Origin of the sequence: Bradyrhizobium sp. UNPA324 (genome assembly GCF_006658635.1) — a bacterium.
GTDB lineage: Bacteria > Pseudomonadota > Alphaproteobacteria > Rhizobiales > Xanthobacteraceae > Bradyrhizobium > Bradyrhizobium nanningense.
This window is the reverse complement of sequence record NZ_LFJD01000004.1, coordinates 4,814,591-4,828,826: the sequence shown is the minus strand read 5'-3', so window position 1 is coordinate 4,828,826 and position 14,236 is coordinate 4,814,591. Positions and strand designations below refer to the sequence as shown.

Genomic DNA, 14,236 nt, shown 5'->3' with positions numbered 1-14,236 from the left:
GGATGGATGGTGGGCACGGCGCAAGAGCGTCCTTGCCCACCCTACGACACCTGTGTCGGCTCACGCCGCCGACTTGCCCTCGAACGCGCGCCGCAACGCGTCGACATCCAGCTTCACCATCTTCATCATCGCCTGCATCGCGCGTGCAGCCGCCGCCCTGTCCGGGCTCGACAGGAATTCGAACATCACCTTCGGCACCACCTGCCAGGCCACGCCCCAGCGATCCCTGAGCCAGCCGCACTGCTCTTCCTTGCCGCCATGAGCGAGGAAGGCATTCCAGACGCTATCGACCTGGGTCTGGTCGTCGCAATGGATCATCAGCGAGATGGCGTGGGTGTACTCCATCTTCATGCCGCCGTTGAGCGCGACCAGGGGCTGCCCGGCCACCGTGAACTCGACGACCAGCACGGAGCCTTCCTTGCCGGATGGACCGTCCGAGACGTTGCGCTGGACGTGCGTGATTGCCGAATTCGGCACGAGCGCGGTGTATAACTTCGCGGCTTCCTCGGCATCGCCGTTGAACCACATGCAGGGGACGACCTTAGGCATCGTGAATGCTCCTCTTGGATTTAGTGTTCGGGGGACGGCGGTCAGGCATTGGCCATCGCGGGCTGCGGAGGGACAGCCGCCATGTCGAGCCAGTTCACGCCCCACATGTGGCCATCCGGATCCTCGAAGCTGCGGCCGTACATGAAGCTGTATTCGTCCTTGGGGCTGGGATCGGCCACCCCGCCAGCGGCCTCGGCCTTGCCGACGATCTCGTCGACCTCGTTGCGGGTGTCGGCGGACAGGCAGAACAGAGCCTGGTTCGAAGTCTTTGCATCGGCGATCGGCTTCGGCGTGAACTGACGGAATTTGTCGTGGGTCGTCAGCATCGCGTAGATGGTCTCGGAAAAGACCATGCAGCTCGCCGTATCGTCGCTGAATTGCGGGTTTCGGGTCGCGCCGATCGCCTCATAAAAGGCAGTCGCGCGCTTGAGGTCGGTCACTGGCAGATTGAGGAAGATCATCCTGGGCATCGGAAGCTCCTTGGGCGGGGTTCTGCCCAAGGACGGATGGGCCGACAGCCATCCGACAGCGCTTCCGGATATTTTTTCAGCCCCTGGGGACGATCGGCCGCCCCCCAGGGCAGTCTTACTTCTTCTCGTTCGGATCCCGATGCACCGGATCGATCCACAGCACGGTCTCGGGCTTCTCGACGGGTTCGATGTCGAGGTTGATCGCCACGGCCTCGCCGTCGCTTCGCACCAGCACGCATTCCAGCACCTCGTCGGGGCTCGCGTTGATCTCCTGGTGCGGCACGTAGGGCGGGACGAAAATGAAATCGCCGGGGCCAGCCTCCGCAGTGAATTGCAGGCTCTCGCCCCAGCGCATCCGCGCCTTGCCCTTCACCACGTAGATGACACTTTCGAGATGGCCGTGGTGATGCGCGCCGGTCTTGGCATCGGGCTTGATGCTGACCGTGCCTGCCCACAATTTCTGCGCGCCGACGCGCGCGAAATTGATCGCGGCCGCGCGGTCCATGCCGGCCGTCGACGGCACGTTGGTATCGAGCTGATTGCCGGGAATGACGCGCACGCCGTCATGTTTCCAGCGATCGTCGTGATCGTGGTCATGGTGGGAATGCGAATGGTCATGGCCGGTCATGGGACTTGCTTTCTGTTGGTTCCGTGCGCGGCAAACTAACCCGAAGCCGCGCCCGCGAGCCATACCAAAATCGGAACCCTCATAGCTGCGGGACGTTACCTTTGCGAGCAAAATGCAAGGAGAGTTTCATGGGCAGCACGACCGACAAGATCAAGGGCAACGCCAACGAAGCGATCGGCAAGGCCAAGCAGGGCATCGGTGAAGCCACCGGTTCCGACCGCATGAAGGGCGAAGGCGCGGTCCAGGAAGTGAAGGGCAAGGGCCAGCAGGCCATGGGCGATGCCAAGGACGCCGCCAAGGACGCGATCGATCGCGCCGCGGCATCCGCAAAGCGCGCGGCGGAGTGACTCGCGTAGAAGCTGAAAGCGAAAAGACCGGCCGAAAGGCCGGTCCTTTTGTTTTGTCTTGCTCACTTCGTCATGGCCGGGCTTGTCCCGGCCAACCACGTCTTCGCATGCGGTATAAGAACGTGGATGCCCGGGACAAGCCCGGGCATGACGACGTGGAAACGTCAGTTACTTCACCGCGAGCAATTCCACGTCGAACATCAGCGTCGCATTCGGCGGGATCACGCCGCCGGCGCCGCGCGCGCCGTAGCCGAGCTGCGGCGGGATGATCAGCGTGCGCTTGCCGCCGACCTTCATGGAGGCAACGCCCTCGTCCCATCCGGCGATGACGCGGCCCTTGCCGATCGGGAATTCGAACGGCTCCTTGCGATCGACGGAGCTGTCGAATTTCTTGCCCTTCTGGCCGTTCTCATAGAGCCAGCCGGTGTAGTGCATCACGCAGATCTGGCCGGGCTGCGGCGAGGCGCCGGTGCCGACGGTGGAATCGATGATCTGCAAGCCTGAGGCTGTGGTCATGGTCTTTCCTGCGGTCTGGGCCGAGGCCGTGGTGGAAACGAAATGCGACACGCCTGCGATCACGGTGATCGCGAGCGCCGACATCAGGGTGAGGAGCGCGCGCTGGAAACGCTGCATAAAGACACCTTCCGTTTGTGGCGGGAGGTGTCTAGCGCAACGCGGGTGGGGTTTCCACCCCTCACACCTCGATATTTTCCAGCCGAACCGGGAGCTTGCGGATGCGCTGGCCAGTGGCGTGGTGGATCGCGTTGCAGATGGCCGCATTGGTGCCGACATTGGCGAGCTCGCCGACACCCTTCACGCCGACTGGATTGATGTGGTCATCCTGCTCCGACAGCAGAATGACCTCGACGTCGGCGACGTCCGCATTCACGGGCACGAGGTAGTCGGCGAGATTGTCGTTGACGTAACGCGCATTGCGTTCGTCGATCTCGGTGGCCTCCAGCAGCGCCGACGACATGCCCCAGATCAGCCCGCCCATCAGCTGGCTGCGCGCGGTGCGCGGGTTCATGATGCGGCCCGCAGCGAAGGCGCCGACCAGGCGGGGGCAGCGAATCTCGTGCGTGAAGCGATTGACGCGAACCTCGACGAACTCCGCGCCGAACGCATAGGCGATCTGGTCCTTCATTGCGTGACCGCCCACGAGCCGCACCTGCCCGCTATGCATGGCGCGGAAGGAATCCAGCGGCGCGCCTTCCGGCTTCCACTCGCCATATTCCTCGACGACGCCGACACCGAGCGCGTCGAACGCCTTCTCCAGGTCGAGCGGCCGGTCGCCCTTCGCCGCCTGCGTGGCCGGCGTCTGGCCGATGCCCACGGTCTCCTTGGCCTTGTCCGTCAGGCTTTGGCTGGGCATCACCGCCTTGAACAGGCGCTGCCGGATCTGATCGCACACCATCGTCACCACGGAGCAGGTGCTGGCCGTGGAGTTCGAGCCTCCGGCAACGGGCGCCGGCGGCAGATCGCTGTCGCCGATGAAGACCGCGACCTTCTCCAGCGGCACGCCGAGCCTTTCGGCCGCAGTCTGGGCAATGACGGTGTAGGCGCCGGTCCCGATCTCGTGGCCGGCGATCTCGACGCGGGTGCGGCCGTCGCGCTGCAGACGTACGCGTGCTGCGGCGGGTCCCATCTGCGTCGGATAGCAGGTTGCGGCACAGCCATAGCCGATCAGCCAATCCCCGTCCGACATCGACTTAGGCTGAGGCGAGCGCTGCGCCCAGCCGAACGCCTTGGCGGCCTCGTCGAAACAGGCCATCAGCGAGCGCGAGGTGTAGGGCTTGCCACTAATGGGCTCGTTGGTGGTGTCGTTGATGCGGCGAAGCTCGACCGGATCCATGTTCAGCTTGACCGCGAGCTCGTCCATGGCGCTTTCCAGCGCGAACAGATACGGCACCTCCGGCGGCGAGCGCATGAAGCCGGGCGTGTTGCGGTCGGCCCGGACGATCGAAACGAGACTATCGACATTCGGACAGGCATAGAGCCGCGTCGTCGTCTTGGTGCCGCCGACGCAATAGGCGTCAGGCCGTGAAGACACCTCGGCGCCCTCGTGCCTGAGCGCGACCAGCTTGCCGTCGCGGCGCGCACCGAGCTTGATCTCGTGGCGGGTCTCTGCACGATAGGTGGCGATGGTAAAGCCCTGGTCGCGGGTCGGGACCAGCTTGACCGGCCGGTTCAGGCGCTTGGCAATGCCGGCGATGATGGCGGTGCGGGGCGTCATCGAGCCGCGCGAGCCGAAGCCGCCACCGACATAGGGATTGACCACGCGCACCTTGTCGGCGTCGATGCCGAGCTGTTCGGCGACCCCGTACTTCAGGCCGTAGACGAACTGGCTTGGCTCGTAGATGACGAGCTCGTCGCCCATCCAGGCGCAGCTCGTCGAGAACAGCTCCATCGGATTGTGATGCTGGGTCGGCGTCTCGTAGGAAGCGGTCAGATTGACCTCGGCCTCGTCGAACGCCTTGGCGAAATCGCCGACTTTCGGGTCTTCCTTGAACTGGGCATTCTGCCCCTTCGCAGCCGCAACGGTCGTCCCCGGCGAATCGAAGGTCGCGGTTGGCGCAGAGGCCGTGTAGCTGACCTTGACGCGGTTGGCGGCCTCGCGCGCCGCCTCGTAGGTTTCGGCAACGACCACCGCGATGATCTGGCCGTCATGGGCGATCTCGGCCGTCTTCAGCGGCTGGATCGTCGTGCCCGCATAGCCGCCATTGCTGAAGAGCTTCGAGTCCTTCAGCTTCGGTGCGTTCTCGTGGGTGACGACATCGATCACGCCGCGGACACGCCTGGCATCATCGAGATCGAAGGTGTCGATCCGCCCCTTGGCGATGGCGCTGGTGACGAGGAACGCATAGGCGGGATCGACGAGCGGCATGTCGGACGCGTAGGTCGCGCGTCCCGTCACCTTTACGACCGCGTCATAGCGCGGCACAGGCTGGCCCATGTTCGTCTTCGGCTCGGGAGCAGCAGCGGTCATGATCAGATCTCCATCGTTACGGCCTGCTGGAGCGCACGTGCCACGACGCGCTTGCCGAGCGCGATCTTGAAGCTGTTGTGCCGCCGCCCCTTGGCGTCGGCGAAGGCGGCATCGGCAACACGCTGCGCCAGGCCGTCATCGAATTTCTGTCCTTTCAATAGCGCCTCCGCCTCTCGCGCCCGCCAGGGCACGGTGGCGACGCCGCCGAGCGCAACACGCGCGTCCCTGATCATGCCATCCTGCACGTCGAGGGCGACAGCAGCCGAGGACAGCGCGAACTCGTAGGACTGCCGGTCGCGCGCCTTGAGATACACCGAACGGGGCCAGCGTCCGGAAATGGAGAACGCCGAGATCAGCTCACCCGGTTGCAGCGTGGTCTCGATCTCGGGTGTGTTACCGGGCGCCTTGTGCAGCTGGGCAAAGGGCAGGCTGCGGGCACCGGATTTTCCGGTGATTTCGACGATTGCATCCAGAGCGATCAGCGCCTGCGCGAAATCGCCGGGATAGGTCGCGATGCACTGGTCGGAAACGCCGAGCACCGCATGCATGCGGTTGACGCCGTCCATGGCGGCACAGCCGGAGCCGGGATTGCGCTTGTTGCAATTCTCGTAGGACACGTCGCGGAAATAGCTGCAACGCGTCCGCTGCATCACGTTGCCGCCGAGCGTCGCCATGTTGCGCAACTGGGCGCTGGCCGCCAGCTTCAGGGAATTGGCGATGACCGGATAATTGCGCTGGATCTCATCGTGCGCGGCAACATCCGACATCTTCGCGAGCGCGCTGAGGCGCACGCCGTCGCCCTTGGGCTCGATCGCCGACCAGTCGCGTGCGAGCGGATTGATGTCGACGAGCGCGGCAGGCCGCATCACGTCGAGCTTCATCAAATCGATCAGCGTGGTGCCGCCGGCGAGCGGCTGCGCGCGGGCCTGGGTCAGCGGATTGTTCGCGGCCGCAGCGGCGCTGAGCGCCTGCACGGCCGTATCAGGGTCTGTTGCCCTTTGATATGAAAACGGTCGCATGCGCCTAGCCTTTCATGATCTCGGGCGCGGCCTGCTTTACCGCCGCGACGATGTTGGGATAGGCGGCACAGCGGCAGATATTTCCGCTCATATATTCGCGGATGTCGGCCTCGCTCTTGGCATGGCCCTCCTTGACGCAGGCAATTGCGGACATGATCTGGCCGGGCGTGCAATAGCCGCACTGGAACGCGTCGTTGTCGATGAAGGCCTGCTGCATCGGATGCAGGCGATCGTCGGTAGCGAGGCCCTCGATCGTCGTGATCTCCTGCCCCTCGGCCGCGAGCGCGAGCGTCAGGCACGACACCACCCGCCGGTCGTCGATCAGCACCGTACAGGCGCCGCACTGGCCGTGGTCGCAGCCCTTCTTGCTCCCCGTGAGCTTGAGATGGTCGCGCAGCGCATCGAGCACCGTAGTTCGTGCGTCGACGTGCAGGCGCTTGTCCTTGCCGTTGACGCGCAACGTGACGTCGACGGGAAGTGCCGGATCCTGTGCAGCTGGGGCCCTGGCCTCCTCTGCGGCCGCGCGCGCCGTGATCGGGACGAGTACACTGCCGGCCGCCCCCGCCATGAAGGCGCGCCGATCGAATGCTGATCGTTTGGAACTTGATGAATCGGACATCGACGCCTCCGCCGCTGATCTTCAAAGCAGCGCACGCCTGCACCGCTCATCGCCCCTTAACCTGAAGCAATGAGCTCCGTTCCGAACGGGAAAGGGCGATGCGGCAAATGCCGCATCGCCCTTCGTCAACTTTTCCTGATCTCGCGCGGGGAACTAGCGCTGGCGATCAATAACCCAACGCGCAGCCGTCCTTACGCGGATCGGAACCGCCGGTGAGCGTGCCCTTGTCCCAATCGATCCAGATCGCCTGGGCGCCGCCGAGCGGACCAACCACGCTGGTGGTCTTGTGGCCGAGCTTCTGCAGGCCCTGGACGATTGCGGCCGGCACGCCGTCCTCGAGCTGATACTGGCCCTCGTAGTGCAGGCCGCGCGGCATGTCGATCGCCTCCTGCACGTCGCAGCCGTAATCGAGGATGTTGGTCAACAGATGGGTCTGGCCGGTCGGCTGGTACTGTCCGCCCATCACGGCGAACGGCATCACGGAGCGGCCGCCCTTGGTCAGCAGACCCGGCATGATCGTGTGCAGCGGGCGCTTGCCACCTTCGATGCAGTTGGGATGACCCGGCTGGATGCGGAAACCGCCGGCGCGGTTCTGGAACAGGACGCCGGTCTTGTTCGAGACGATGGCCGAGCCGAAGGAATGCGCGACCGAGTTGATGAACGAGCAGACGTTGCGGTCCTTGTCGACGACGGTGATGTAGATCGTCGACGGATTCATCGGCGGTGCGACGTTCGGCAGGTCGAGCATGCCGTCCATGCGGATCTTGCTGATGTACTCGTCGGCAAAACCCTTCTCGAGCATCTCGGCGACGTTGATCTTCATGTGCTCGGGAGAGGCGACATGCATCTCGCGGTTCATGTAGGCGATGCGCGCGGCTTCCGCCTCGAGATGGAAACGCTCGACGCTGACGGGCGCGTACTTGGTCAGATCGAAGCGCGACAGAATGTTGAGCATCAAGAGCGCGGTGACGCCCGGGCCGTTCGGCGGGCACTGCCAGAAATCATAGCCCTTGTACATGGTGCCGATCGGCGTCGTCGTCTCGGTGGTATGCGCGGCGAAATCGTCGAGCGTGTGCAGGCCGCCGATCCCACGCAGAGTCTCGACCAGGTCTTCCGCGATCGGGCCCTTGTAGAAGGCATCGCGGCCGTCCTTGGCGATCGCGCGCAGAGTCTTGCCGAGCTCGGGCTGACGGATGACGTCGCCGGCCACCGGCGGCTTGCCGCCCGGCAACAGGTAGCGGACGGTGTTGGTGCCGGCCTTCAGTTTCTCGAACTGGTTCTTCCAGTCGAAGGCGACGCGGGGCGCGACGACGTAACCTTCCTCGGCTGCCTTGATCGCGGGCTGGAGCAGGCGGTCGAAGCCGAACTTGCCGTGATCGCGCAAGACGGTGGCGAAGGCATCGACCACGCCGGGGATCGAGACCGCATGCGCCGAGGTCAGCGGCACGGAGTTGATCTTGCGTTCGAGATACCAGTCGGCGTTCGCCGCCTTCGGCGCGCGGCCGGAGCCGTTATAGGCGACGATCTTGCCCTCGCCGCGCGGCTGGACCAGCGCAAAACAGTCTCCGCCGATACCGGTCGATTGCGGCTCGATCACGCCGAGCACCGCCGAGCCCGCCACGGCCGCGTCCACCGCCGTGCCGCCCTCACGCAGCACCTCGATCGCCGCGAGCGAGGCCTGCGGGTGCGAGGTCGCAACCATAGCGTTGGTGGCGTGGACCGTGGACCTGCCGGGGAAATGGAAGTTTCTCATCGAATTTCTTGCTTTCTTGGCGTGGGCGCAGGTGGCGCGCCATCTCGGGAAAAACCGGGTCTACATGACACATTCCCGCGGCCCTCGGCAATGCTGGCATACCAGAGAAATGGCTGCCATCCGCTGGGCGTATAGACCTTCGAGGCCAGCGGCATGTGGGTTTTCCGAGCGGCGGTCGCCTGCTAAACGAGCCGCCATGTCTGATCCGAATTCGGTTACCAAGGTCGCCGCCTTCTACCAATTCGCCGCCCTCCCGGATTACCGCGAGCTGCGCGAGCCCCTGCGCGCGTTCTGCGCCGACCTTGAGCTGAAGGGCAGCGTGCTGCTGGCGCAGGAGGGCATCAACGGCACCCTCGCCGGCGCGCCGGAGGCGATTACCGCCCTCGCCCATGAGCTGGCGCGCGGCGGCATGTTCGGCGGCAGGCTCGACAATCTCGAATTGAAATTCTCGACCGCCGAAGCCATGCCGTTCGGGCGGCTCAAAGTGCGGTTGAAGAAGGAGATCGTCACGCTCGGCGATGCGGCTGCCGATCCGACCCGTCAGGTCGGCACCTACGTCGATGCGAGCGAATGGAACGCGCTGATCTCTGCGCCCGACACGCTGCTGCTCGACACCCGCAACGCCTTTGAGGTGGCGATGGGCACGTTCGAGGGCGCGATCGACCCCGGCATCAGGAGCTTTGGCCAGTTCAAGGATTTTGCCGCAATCAAGCTCGACCCGGCAAAGCACCGCAGGATCGCGATGTTCTGCACCGGCGGCATCCGCTGCGAGAAGGCGAGCGCGCATCTGCTCGCGCGCGGCTTTGCCGAGGTCTATCACCTCAAAGGCGGCATCCTCAAATATCTGGAAGAGGTGCCGGAGGCGCAGAGCCGCTGGCGCGGCGAATGCTTCGTGTTCGACGAGCGCGTCGCGCTCGGCCACGGTCTGCGCGAACGGAATAAGGACGCAACGCGTGACGAATGACATCAAGACGCTGAGCGAGCGCATCGACACGCTGGAGACGCGCCTCGCCTATCAGGACGACACGATCGAGACGCTGAACCAGACCATCACCGCGCAGTGGAAGCAGATCGACGTGCTGACGCGGAAGATCGCGGAGCTCGGCGAGCGGCTGCAGGAGGCCGAGGTCAATGCGCCCGGACCTGCCAACGAGCCTCCGCCGCATTACTGAGCTCTGGTCCCCCCCGGCGTCCTACTGACCGGACGCCCGGGGCATCAAATTCATGAGCTCGCCGGACATCATCAGCCGGTCGCGGCCTGCCTCCTTGGCGGCATAGAGCGCCCGGTCGGCAGCCTCAACCAGCGAGGTCACGCCGGCCGTGCGCTCCAGCGCCGGCCGGCAAGTCGCACCGCCGACCGAGGCGGTGACACATCCAGACGCCAGATTGCTGCCATGAACGAGGCCGGCCTCGTGAATGGCCTTGAGGATCCGGTCGCCGACCAGGGCGCAGCCGTCGGCATCGGTGTTCGGCAGCAGCATGGCGAATTCCTCGCCGCCATAGCGCGCCGCCAGATCGCCGGCGCGCTGCGTCTCGGCCGCGATGATCTTTGCGACCACACGCAGGCAGGCATCGCCCGCGGGGTGGCCGTATTCGTCGTTATAGGCCTTGAAGTGATCGACATCGATCATCAGCAAAGCGAGGCTGGAGCGGTCGCGATAGGCCCGCGCCCATTCCTCCTTCAACCGCTCATCGAAGCGGCGGCGGTTGGCAAGGCCGGTGAGGCTGTCCTCGATCGCCAGCGTCTCGAGCCTGGTTTCCAGCTTCTTGTGCTCGGTGATGTCACGGGAGATTGCGACCACGCCGTCGACGCGGCCGTTGTCCTTGCGCGTCACCCGCATGGTCGATTCCAGCCAGACTTCGCCGTTCTGCCGGGTCGAGTTGCGGTAGGTGAGGCGCGCCTCCTCCCGCTCGCCGCGCTTCATGGCGTCGACGATGGCCTGGACCGCCGGCAGATCCTCCGGATTGATGCCAGCCAGTGCTGGGGTGCCGATCAACTGGCTGGCGCGCCAGCCGACCACGCGCACGGACGAGGGCGAGACATAGCGCAGCCGCTCGTCGAGCCCGATGCGGGTCACCATGTCGCTGGAGCCTTCGGCGAGCAGGCGGAAATGCGCCTCTTTCTCGATCAGGGCCGCAGCCATTCTCTGGCCGCGCTGGAGCTGCCGCACCAGCACGGCGCCGATCACCGCGATCAGCATCACCAGCGCGAGCACGTAGAGCATGCGGGAGACGGCCGCGGCGCGCCAAGGCGCAAGCAACTCCTCCTTGTCGACAGTGGCGAGCAGAAGGAGCGGGAAACGGCTGCTGCGCTTGAAGAAGCTGACACGCTCGACACCGTCCAGCGGCGACTTGAAATGATAGGCGCCGCTCGGCCGTTGCAGGCCGGCGTCGCGGAACAACGGCTTGTCGGCAACGCTGCGTCCGACGAATGATTCGTTGCGGGGATTGCGCGCGATCATCAGGCCGTCGCCATGCGTGAGCGACACCGAGCTGTTGCGGCCGATCTCGAACTGCTCATAGAAATGCGAAAGATATCTTGAACTGATGGTCGCGAGCACCACGCCGCCGAAGCTGCCGTCGGGCTTGTTGAAGCGGCGCGACAGGGTGACGACCCATTCGCCGTCCAAGAGGCTCTTTACGGGACGGCCGACATGGGGCTCTCGTTTCGGGGAGAGCTGATGATAGCGGAAGAACGCATCGTCGCTGAGCGTCGAGCCGATCGTGCCAGGCGAGGTCAGCCAATTGCCCTGGTCGTCGATGATGGCGAGGCTGTGAATGCGCTCAATGGCCTTCTTGCGTACTTCCAGCAGGGTGCGCAGCTTGGCGATCGTGGCCGGTGCCGTGCCGTCCATCTCAAGCCGGCTGACGACGCCGACGACACCGGAATCCAGCAGATCGAGGCTGTCCTCGGCATGCTGGGTCAGCGACCGGGCGACGTTCGCCATCTCGGCCTCGGCGCCCCTGAGCACTGCATCGCGCGCAGCCCATTCGCGCCAGCCGCTGACGCCGAGGATGGTCGCGCAGGTCAGCACGACAAACGCCGCCGCGCGCAGCGGCAGACGGCTCCATCCGGTTCGTTGGGTCGCAGCGCTCATGCGGCAGGGGTCTCCGATGTTCCGGAACCTCTGCCGCTTCTGTTAGTGAACTCTGAAATCCCTACTGGAATACGCGGCGAATCCGCCCGTTCCCGGTAGTCCTACGGAGGCCGCAATCAGCGCATCGCTAACAAGATATTAGCGAGCCTATCGGAATCCGGCGTGCCTCGCGCTAGCTGAAGATCGCCTTGACCTTGTCCCAGAGCGAGGGACTGTCCGCCTCCGCATCGGCCTTCGAGGGCGTCGGCTGCGCCGCGCTCACGGGATCAGACGCTGGGAACGTATCCCTGAGCCCGGCATCGAGCTTGGACTGCCGGTCGGCGGCGAGCGCTTCATGCAGATCGTCGGCGTGCTTGTCATGCGGCGCAGGATTGAATCTCTCAGCCATGATCTCCTCCATCGGCTGGTCAACGCGGCCCTGTTGCGCTGGTTCCCCTGTTCCGCTGAGGGCCGAGGCGGTGTATCAGGGGCGATAACCCTGTTCAGGACCATTCGTGCCCCAGTCTGCAAAAAAGCCCTTCATCGACGTGCTCTCCGGTCAGCGCCAGAGCATCCCGCCCATGTGGATGATGCGGCAGGCCGGCCGCTATTTGCCGGAATATCGCGAGGTGCGCGCCAAGGCCGGCGGCTTCCTCGATCTCTGCTTCAACCCGGAGCTTGCGGCCGAGGTGACGCTGCAGCCGATCCGAAGGTTCGGCTTCGATGCCGCGATCATCTTCTCGGACATCCTGGTGATCCCCTACGCGCTCGGGCGCTCGGTACGGTTCGAGGTCGGCGAGGGCCCGCGGCTGGATCCGCTGGATGATCCCGCCAAGGTCGCGACGCTGGCGCCGCGCGCCGACTTCGGCAAGCTCGAGCCGGTGTTCGAGGCGCTCAAGCTCGTGCGCGGCGCTCTGGACCCGAAGATCGCGTTGATCGGCTTCTGCGGCGCGCCGTGGACGGTCGCGACCTATATGGTCGCAGGCCAGGGCACGCCCGACCAGGCGCCGGCACGGATGATGGCCTACCGGCATCCGGAGGCGTTCGCTGAAATCATCGACGTGCTGGTCGACAACTCCATTCAGTATTTGCTGGCCCAGCTCGACGCCGGCGCCAACGCCTTGCAGATCTTCGACACCTGGGCCGGCGTGCTGCCGCCGACCGAATTCGCGCGCTGGTCGGTCGAGCCGACGCGGCGCATCGTCGAGGGCGTGCGGGCCAAGGTGCCCGATGCGAAAATCATCGGCTTCCCCCGCGGCGCCGGCGCGCTGCTGCCCGCCTATGTCGAGGCGACCGGCGTCAATGCGGTCAGCATCGACTGGACCGCGGAGCCGGCCTTCATCCGCGAGCGCGTGCAGAGCAAGGTCGCCGTGCAGGGCAATCTCGATCCGCTGGTGTTGATCACGGGCGGTGCCGCGCTCGACCGCGCGGTCGACAACGTGCTGGCCAATTTTGCGCAAGGGCGCCTGATCTTCAACCTCGGCCACGGCATCCAGCCGGAAACGCCGATCGCCCATGTCGAACAGATGATCAAGCGCGTGTGGGGCTGATCGCGGACGGTCTGTCCGCATCGTCATGGCCGGGCTCGTCCCGGCCATCCACGCCTTGCCACGCTGCACGAAGAACGTGGATGCCCGGGACGAGCCCGGGCATGACGAGCTGTTGAGGTCGGCTCAAACATGAAAACGCGAAAACAACCCCATGCACAGTAGACAAGTCATTGAAAAAGCTGGGTCCGGCATGAGGCGGCTCTGACCCGCGTTTGACACGTCGGGCAAAACAGGCGCGGTGTTTTCGCAATGAGGCTCAGCGCGGCCGGCTGCGCTCGATGATCTCGGCGGCGCCCTTCATCAAGAGATCAAGACCCACCGCACGGCCGAGCTCGCGCGGGCGATTGGCGGGACCTTCGCGCGAAGCCTCGATGATGGTGTTGCCGGAGAGGTCGAGCACGGACGCGGTCAGCGACATCCGATCGCCCGCGATGGTCGAGAAGCCCGCCACCGGCGAATTGCAGTGGCCGTTCAGCACCCACAGTACTTCGCGCTCGGCATCCGCAGAGGCATGCGCGGCGGGATCGTCGATCGATGACAGGATTTTTCGCGTTTGCCAGTCCTGCGCCGCGCATTCGACGGCGACGATGCCCTGCCCCGCCGCGGGCAGCATCTCCGCCGCTGTGAATTCGTAGCCGATGCGGCCGGCGAGGCCGACACGGTCGAGCCCCGAACGCGCCATGATCAGCGCATCGGCCGGCCCCACGGTGCCGCCATCCGGCAGGCGCTGCTTCTCGCCATTATCGAGCTTGCGCACCCGCGTATCGGCCGCGCCGCGGAAGTGGATGACTTCGACATCCGGAAACAATCGGCGCGCATAGGCGGCACGGCGCACGGCGTTGGTGCCGATCTTGAACCCTTTGCCGCCGGACTGACGCAGCGCCTGCAATGTCACGCCGTCGCGCAGCACCAGAGCGTCGGTCGGCGGATCGCGCGACAGCGTGGCGCCGATGACGAGGCCGGGCGTATCCTCGTTGCCGGGCATGTCCTTCAGCGAGTGCATCGCCGCCTGCAATTCCCCTGATAGCACGGCGGCCCGGATCTGCGCCACGAAGGCGCCGCCCTTGCCGCCGTGGGGCAGCAGCTTGCTGGTCTGGTCGAGATCACCCGTGGTGTCGAACTTGACGATCTCGACATCGAGACCGGGCACGGCAGCGGTCAGGCGGCGCGCGATCTCTTCCGTCTGTGCCAGCGCCATCGCGCTCTTGCGGGTGCCGATCTTCAGTCGCGTGGCCAAG

At 65.3% G+C, this 14,236-nt stretch carries 15 protein-coding genes; 4 read left to right on the top strand and 11 right to left on the bottom strand.

Annotated elements, in window-relative coordinates:
• Positions 1-60: 60 nt before the first annotated feature.
• From UNPA324_RS23145 to UNPA324_RS23135, 3 genes are all read right to left on the bottom strand, one after another.
• Positions 61-549 (bottom strand): VOC family protein, encoded by a 489-nt coding sequence (locus UNPA324_RS23145; protein ID WP_128916563.1) that lies wholly within the window; start codon positions 547-549, stop codon positions 61-63.
• A 41-nt stretch (positions 550-590) separates the two neighbouring features.
• A complete protein-coding gene (locus UNPA324_RS23140; RefSeq protein ID WP_141936097.1) occupies positions 591-1,019 on the bottom strand; it encodes a VOC family protein in 429 nt (142 codons plus the stop codon).
• 115 nt (positions 1,020-1,134) lie between these two features.
• Entirely contained in the window at positions 1,135-1,647 is a 513-nt protein-coding gene (locus UNPA324_RS23135; protein ID WP_080137629.1) for a cupin domain-containing protein, read from the bottom strand.
• A 128-nt stretch (positions 1,648-1,775) separates the two neighbouring features.
• Here UNPA324_RS23135 and UNPA324_RS23130 point away from each other — a divergent pair, with 128 nt between their 5' ends.
• Positions 1,776-1,994 carry a CsbD family protein gene (locus tag UNPA324_RS23130; protein ID WP_128916560.1) on the top strand — a complete coding sequence of 73 codons (219 nt, stop codon included), beginning with the start codon at positions 1,776-1,778 and terminating at the stop codon, positions 1,992-1,994.
• A 168-nt stretch (positions 1,995-2,162) separates the two neighbouring features.
• Here UNPA324_RS23130 and UNPA324_RS23125 read toward each other — a convergent pair whose 3' ends face one another.
• The 5 genes from UNPA324_RS23125 to ggt all read right to left on the bottom strand — a co-directional run bounded on the left by UNPA324_RS23125 (position 2,163) and on the right by ggt (position 8,371).
• On the bottom strand, positions 2,163-2,627 hold the full coding sequence (locus UNPA324_RS23125; protein ID WP_018323238.1) for an FKBP-type peptidyl-prolyl cis-trans isomerase: 465 nt from the start codon (positions 2,625-2,627) through the stop codon (positions 2,163-2,165).
• 61 nt (positions 2,628-2,688) lie between these two features.
• Positions 2,689-4,980, bottom strand: a complete 2,292-nt coding sequence (locus UNPA324_RS23120) for a xanthine dehydrogenase family protein molybdopterin-binding subunit (RefSeq protein WP_141936095.1) — start codon at positions 4,978-4,980, stop codon at positions 2,689-2,691.
• 2 nt (positions 4,981-4,982) lie between these two features.
• Complete coding sequence (locus UNPA324_RS23115; RefSeq protein ID WP_141936093.1) at positions 4,983-5,999, bottom strand: FAD binding domain-containing protein; 1,017 nt, start codon at positions 5,997-5,999, stop codon at positions 4,983-4,985.
• A 4-nt stretch (positions 6,000-6,003) separates the two neighbouring features.
• Positions 6,004-6,618, bottom strand: coding sequence for a (2Fe-2S)-binding protein (locus UNPA324_RS23110; protein WP_141936090.1), 615 nt, complete (start codon positions 6,616-6,618; stop codon positions 6,004-6,006).
• Positions 6,619-6,784: 166 nt separating this feature from the next.
• Positions 6,785-8,371 (bottom strand): gamma-glutamyltransferase, encoded by a 1,587-nt coding sequence (gene ggt / locus UNPA324_RS23105; RefSeq protein ID WP_141936088.1) that lies wholly within the window; start codon positions 8,369-8,371, stop codon positions 6,785-6,787.
• A 196-nt stretch (positions 8,372-8,567) separates the two neighbouring features.
• On the opposite strand from ggt, the gene trhO reads away from it, so the two are divergent.
• A complete protein-coding gene (trhO, locus tag UNPA324_RS23100; protein ID WP_128916555.1) occupies positions 8,568-9,335 on the top strand; it encodes an oxygen-dependent tRNA uridine(34) hydroxylase TrhO in 768 nt (255 codons plus the stop codon).
• Positions 9,325-9,543, top strand: coding sequence for a SlyX family protein (locus UNPA324_RS23095; protein ID WP_128916554.1), 219 nt, complete (start codon positions 9,325-9,327; stop codon positions 9,541-9,543). The genes trhO and UNPA324_RS23095 overlap by 11 nt, the downstream gene beginning before the upstream one ends.
• Before the next feature lie 21 nt (positions 9,544-9,564).
• Here UNPA324_RS23095 and UNPA324_RS23090 read toward each other — a convergent pair whose 3' ends face one another.
• Positions 9,565-11,469 (bottom strand): sensor domain-containing diguanylate cyclase, encoded by a 1,905-nt coding sequence (locus UNPA324_RS23090; protein ID WP_141936086.1) that lies wholly within the window; start codon positions 11,467-11,469, stop codon positions 9,565-9,567.
• 172 nt (positions 11,470-11,641) lie between these two features.
• The gene (locus UNPA324_RS23085; RefSeq protein WP_181769485.1) at positions 11,642-11,857 is read right to left on the bottom strand and encodes a hypothetical protein; all 216 of its coding nucleotides are present in this window, start codon (positions 11,855-11,857) and stop codon (positions 11,642-11,644) included.
• A gap of 106 nt (positions 11,858-11,963) precedes the next feature.
• Here UNPA324_RS23085 and hemE point away from each other — a divergent pair, with 106 nt between their 5' ends.
• Positions 11,964-12,998 carry a uroporphyrinogen decarboxylase gene (hemE, locus tag UNPA324_RS23080; RefSeq protein WP_141936082.1) on the top strand — a complete coding sequence of 345 codons (1,035 nt, stop codon included), beginning with the start codon at positions 11,964-11,966 and terminating at the stop codon, positions 12,996-12,998.
• Positions 12,999-13,254: 256 nt separating this feature from the next.
• On the opposite strand, the gene hemC is transcribed toward hemE, so the two are convergent.
• Positions 13,255-14,235, bottom strand: coding sequence for a hydroxymethylbilane synthase (gene hemC, locus UNPA324_RS23075; protein WP_141936079.1), 981 nt, complete (start codon positions 14,233-14,235; stop codon positions 13,255-13,257).
• Between the last annotated feature and the right edge of the window lies 1 nt (position 14,236).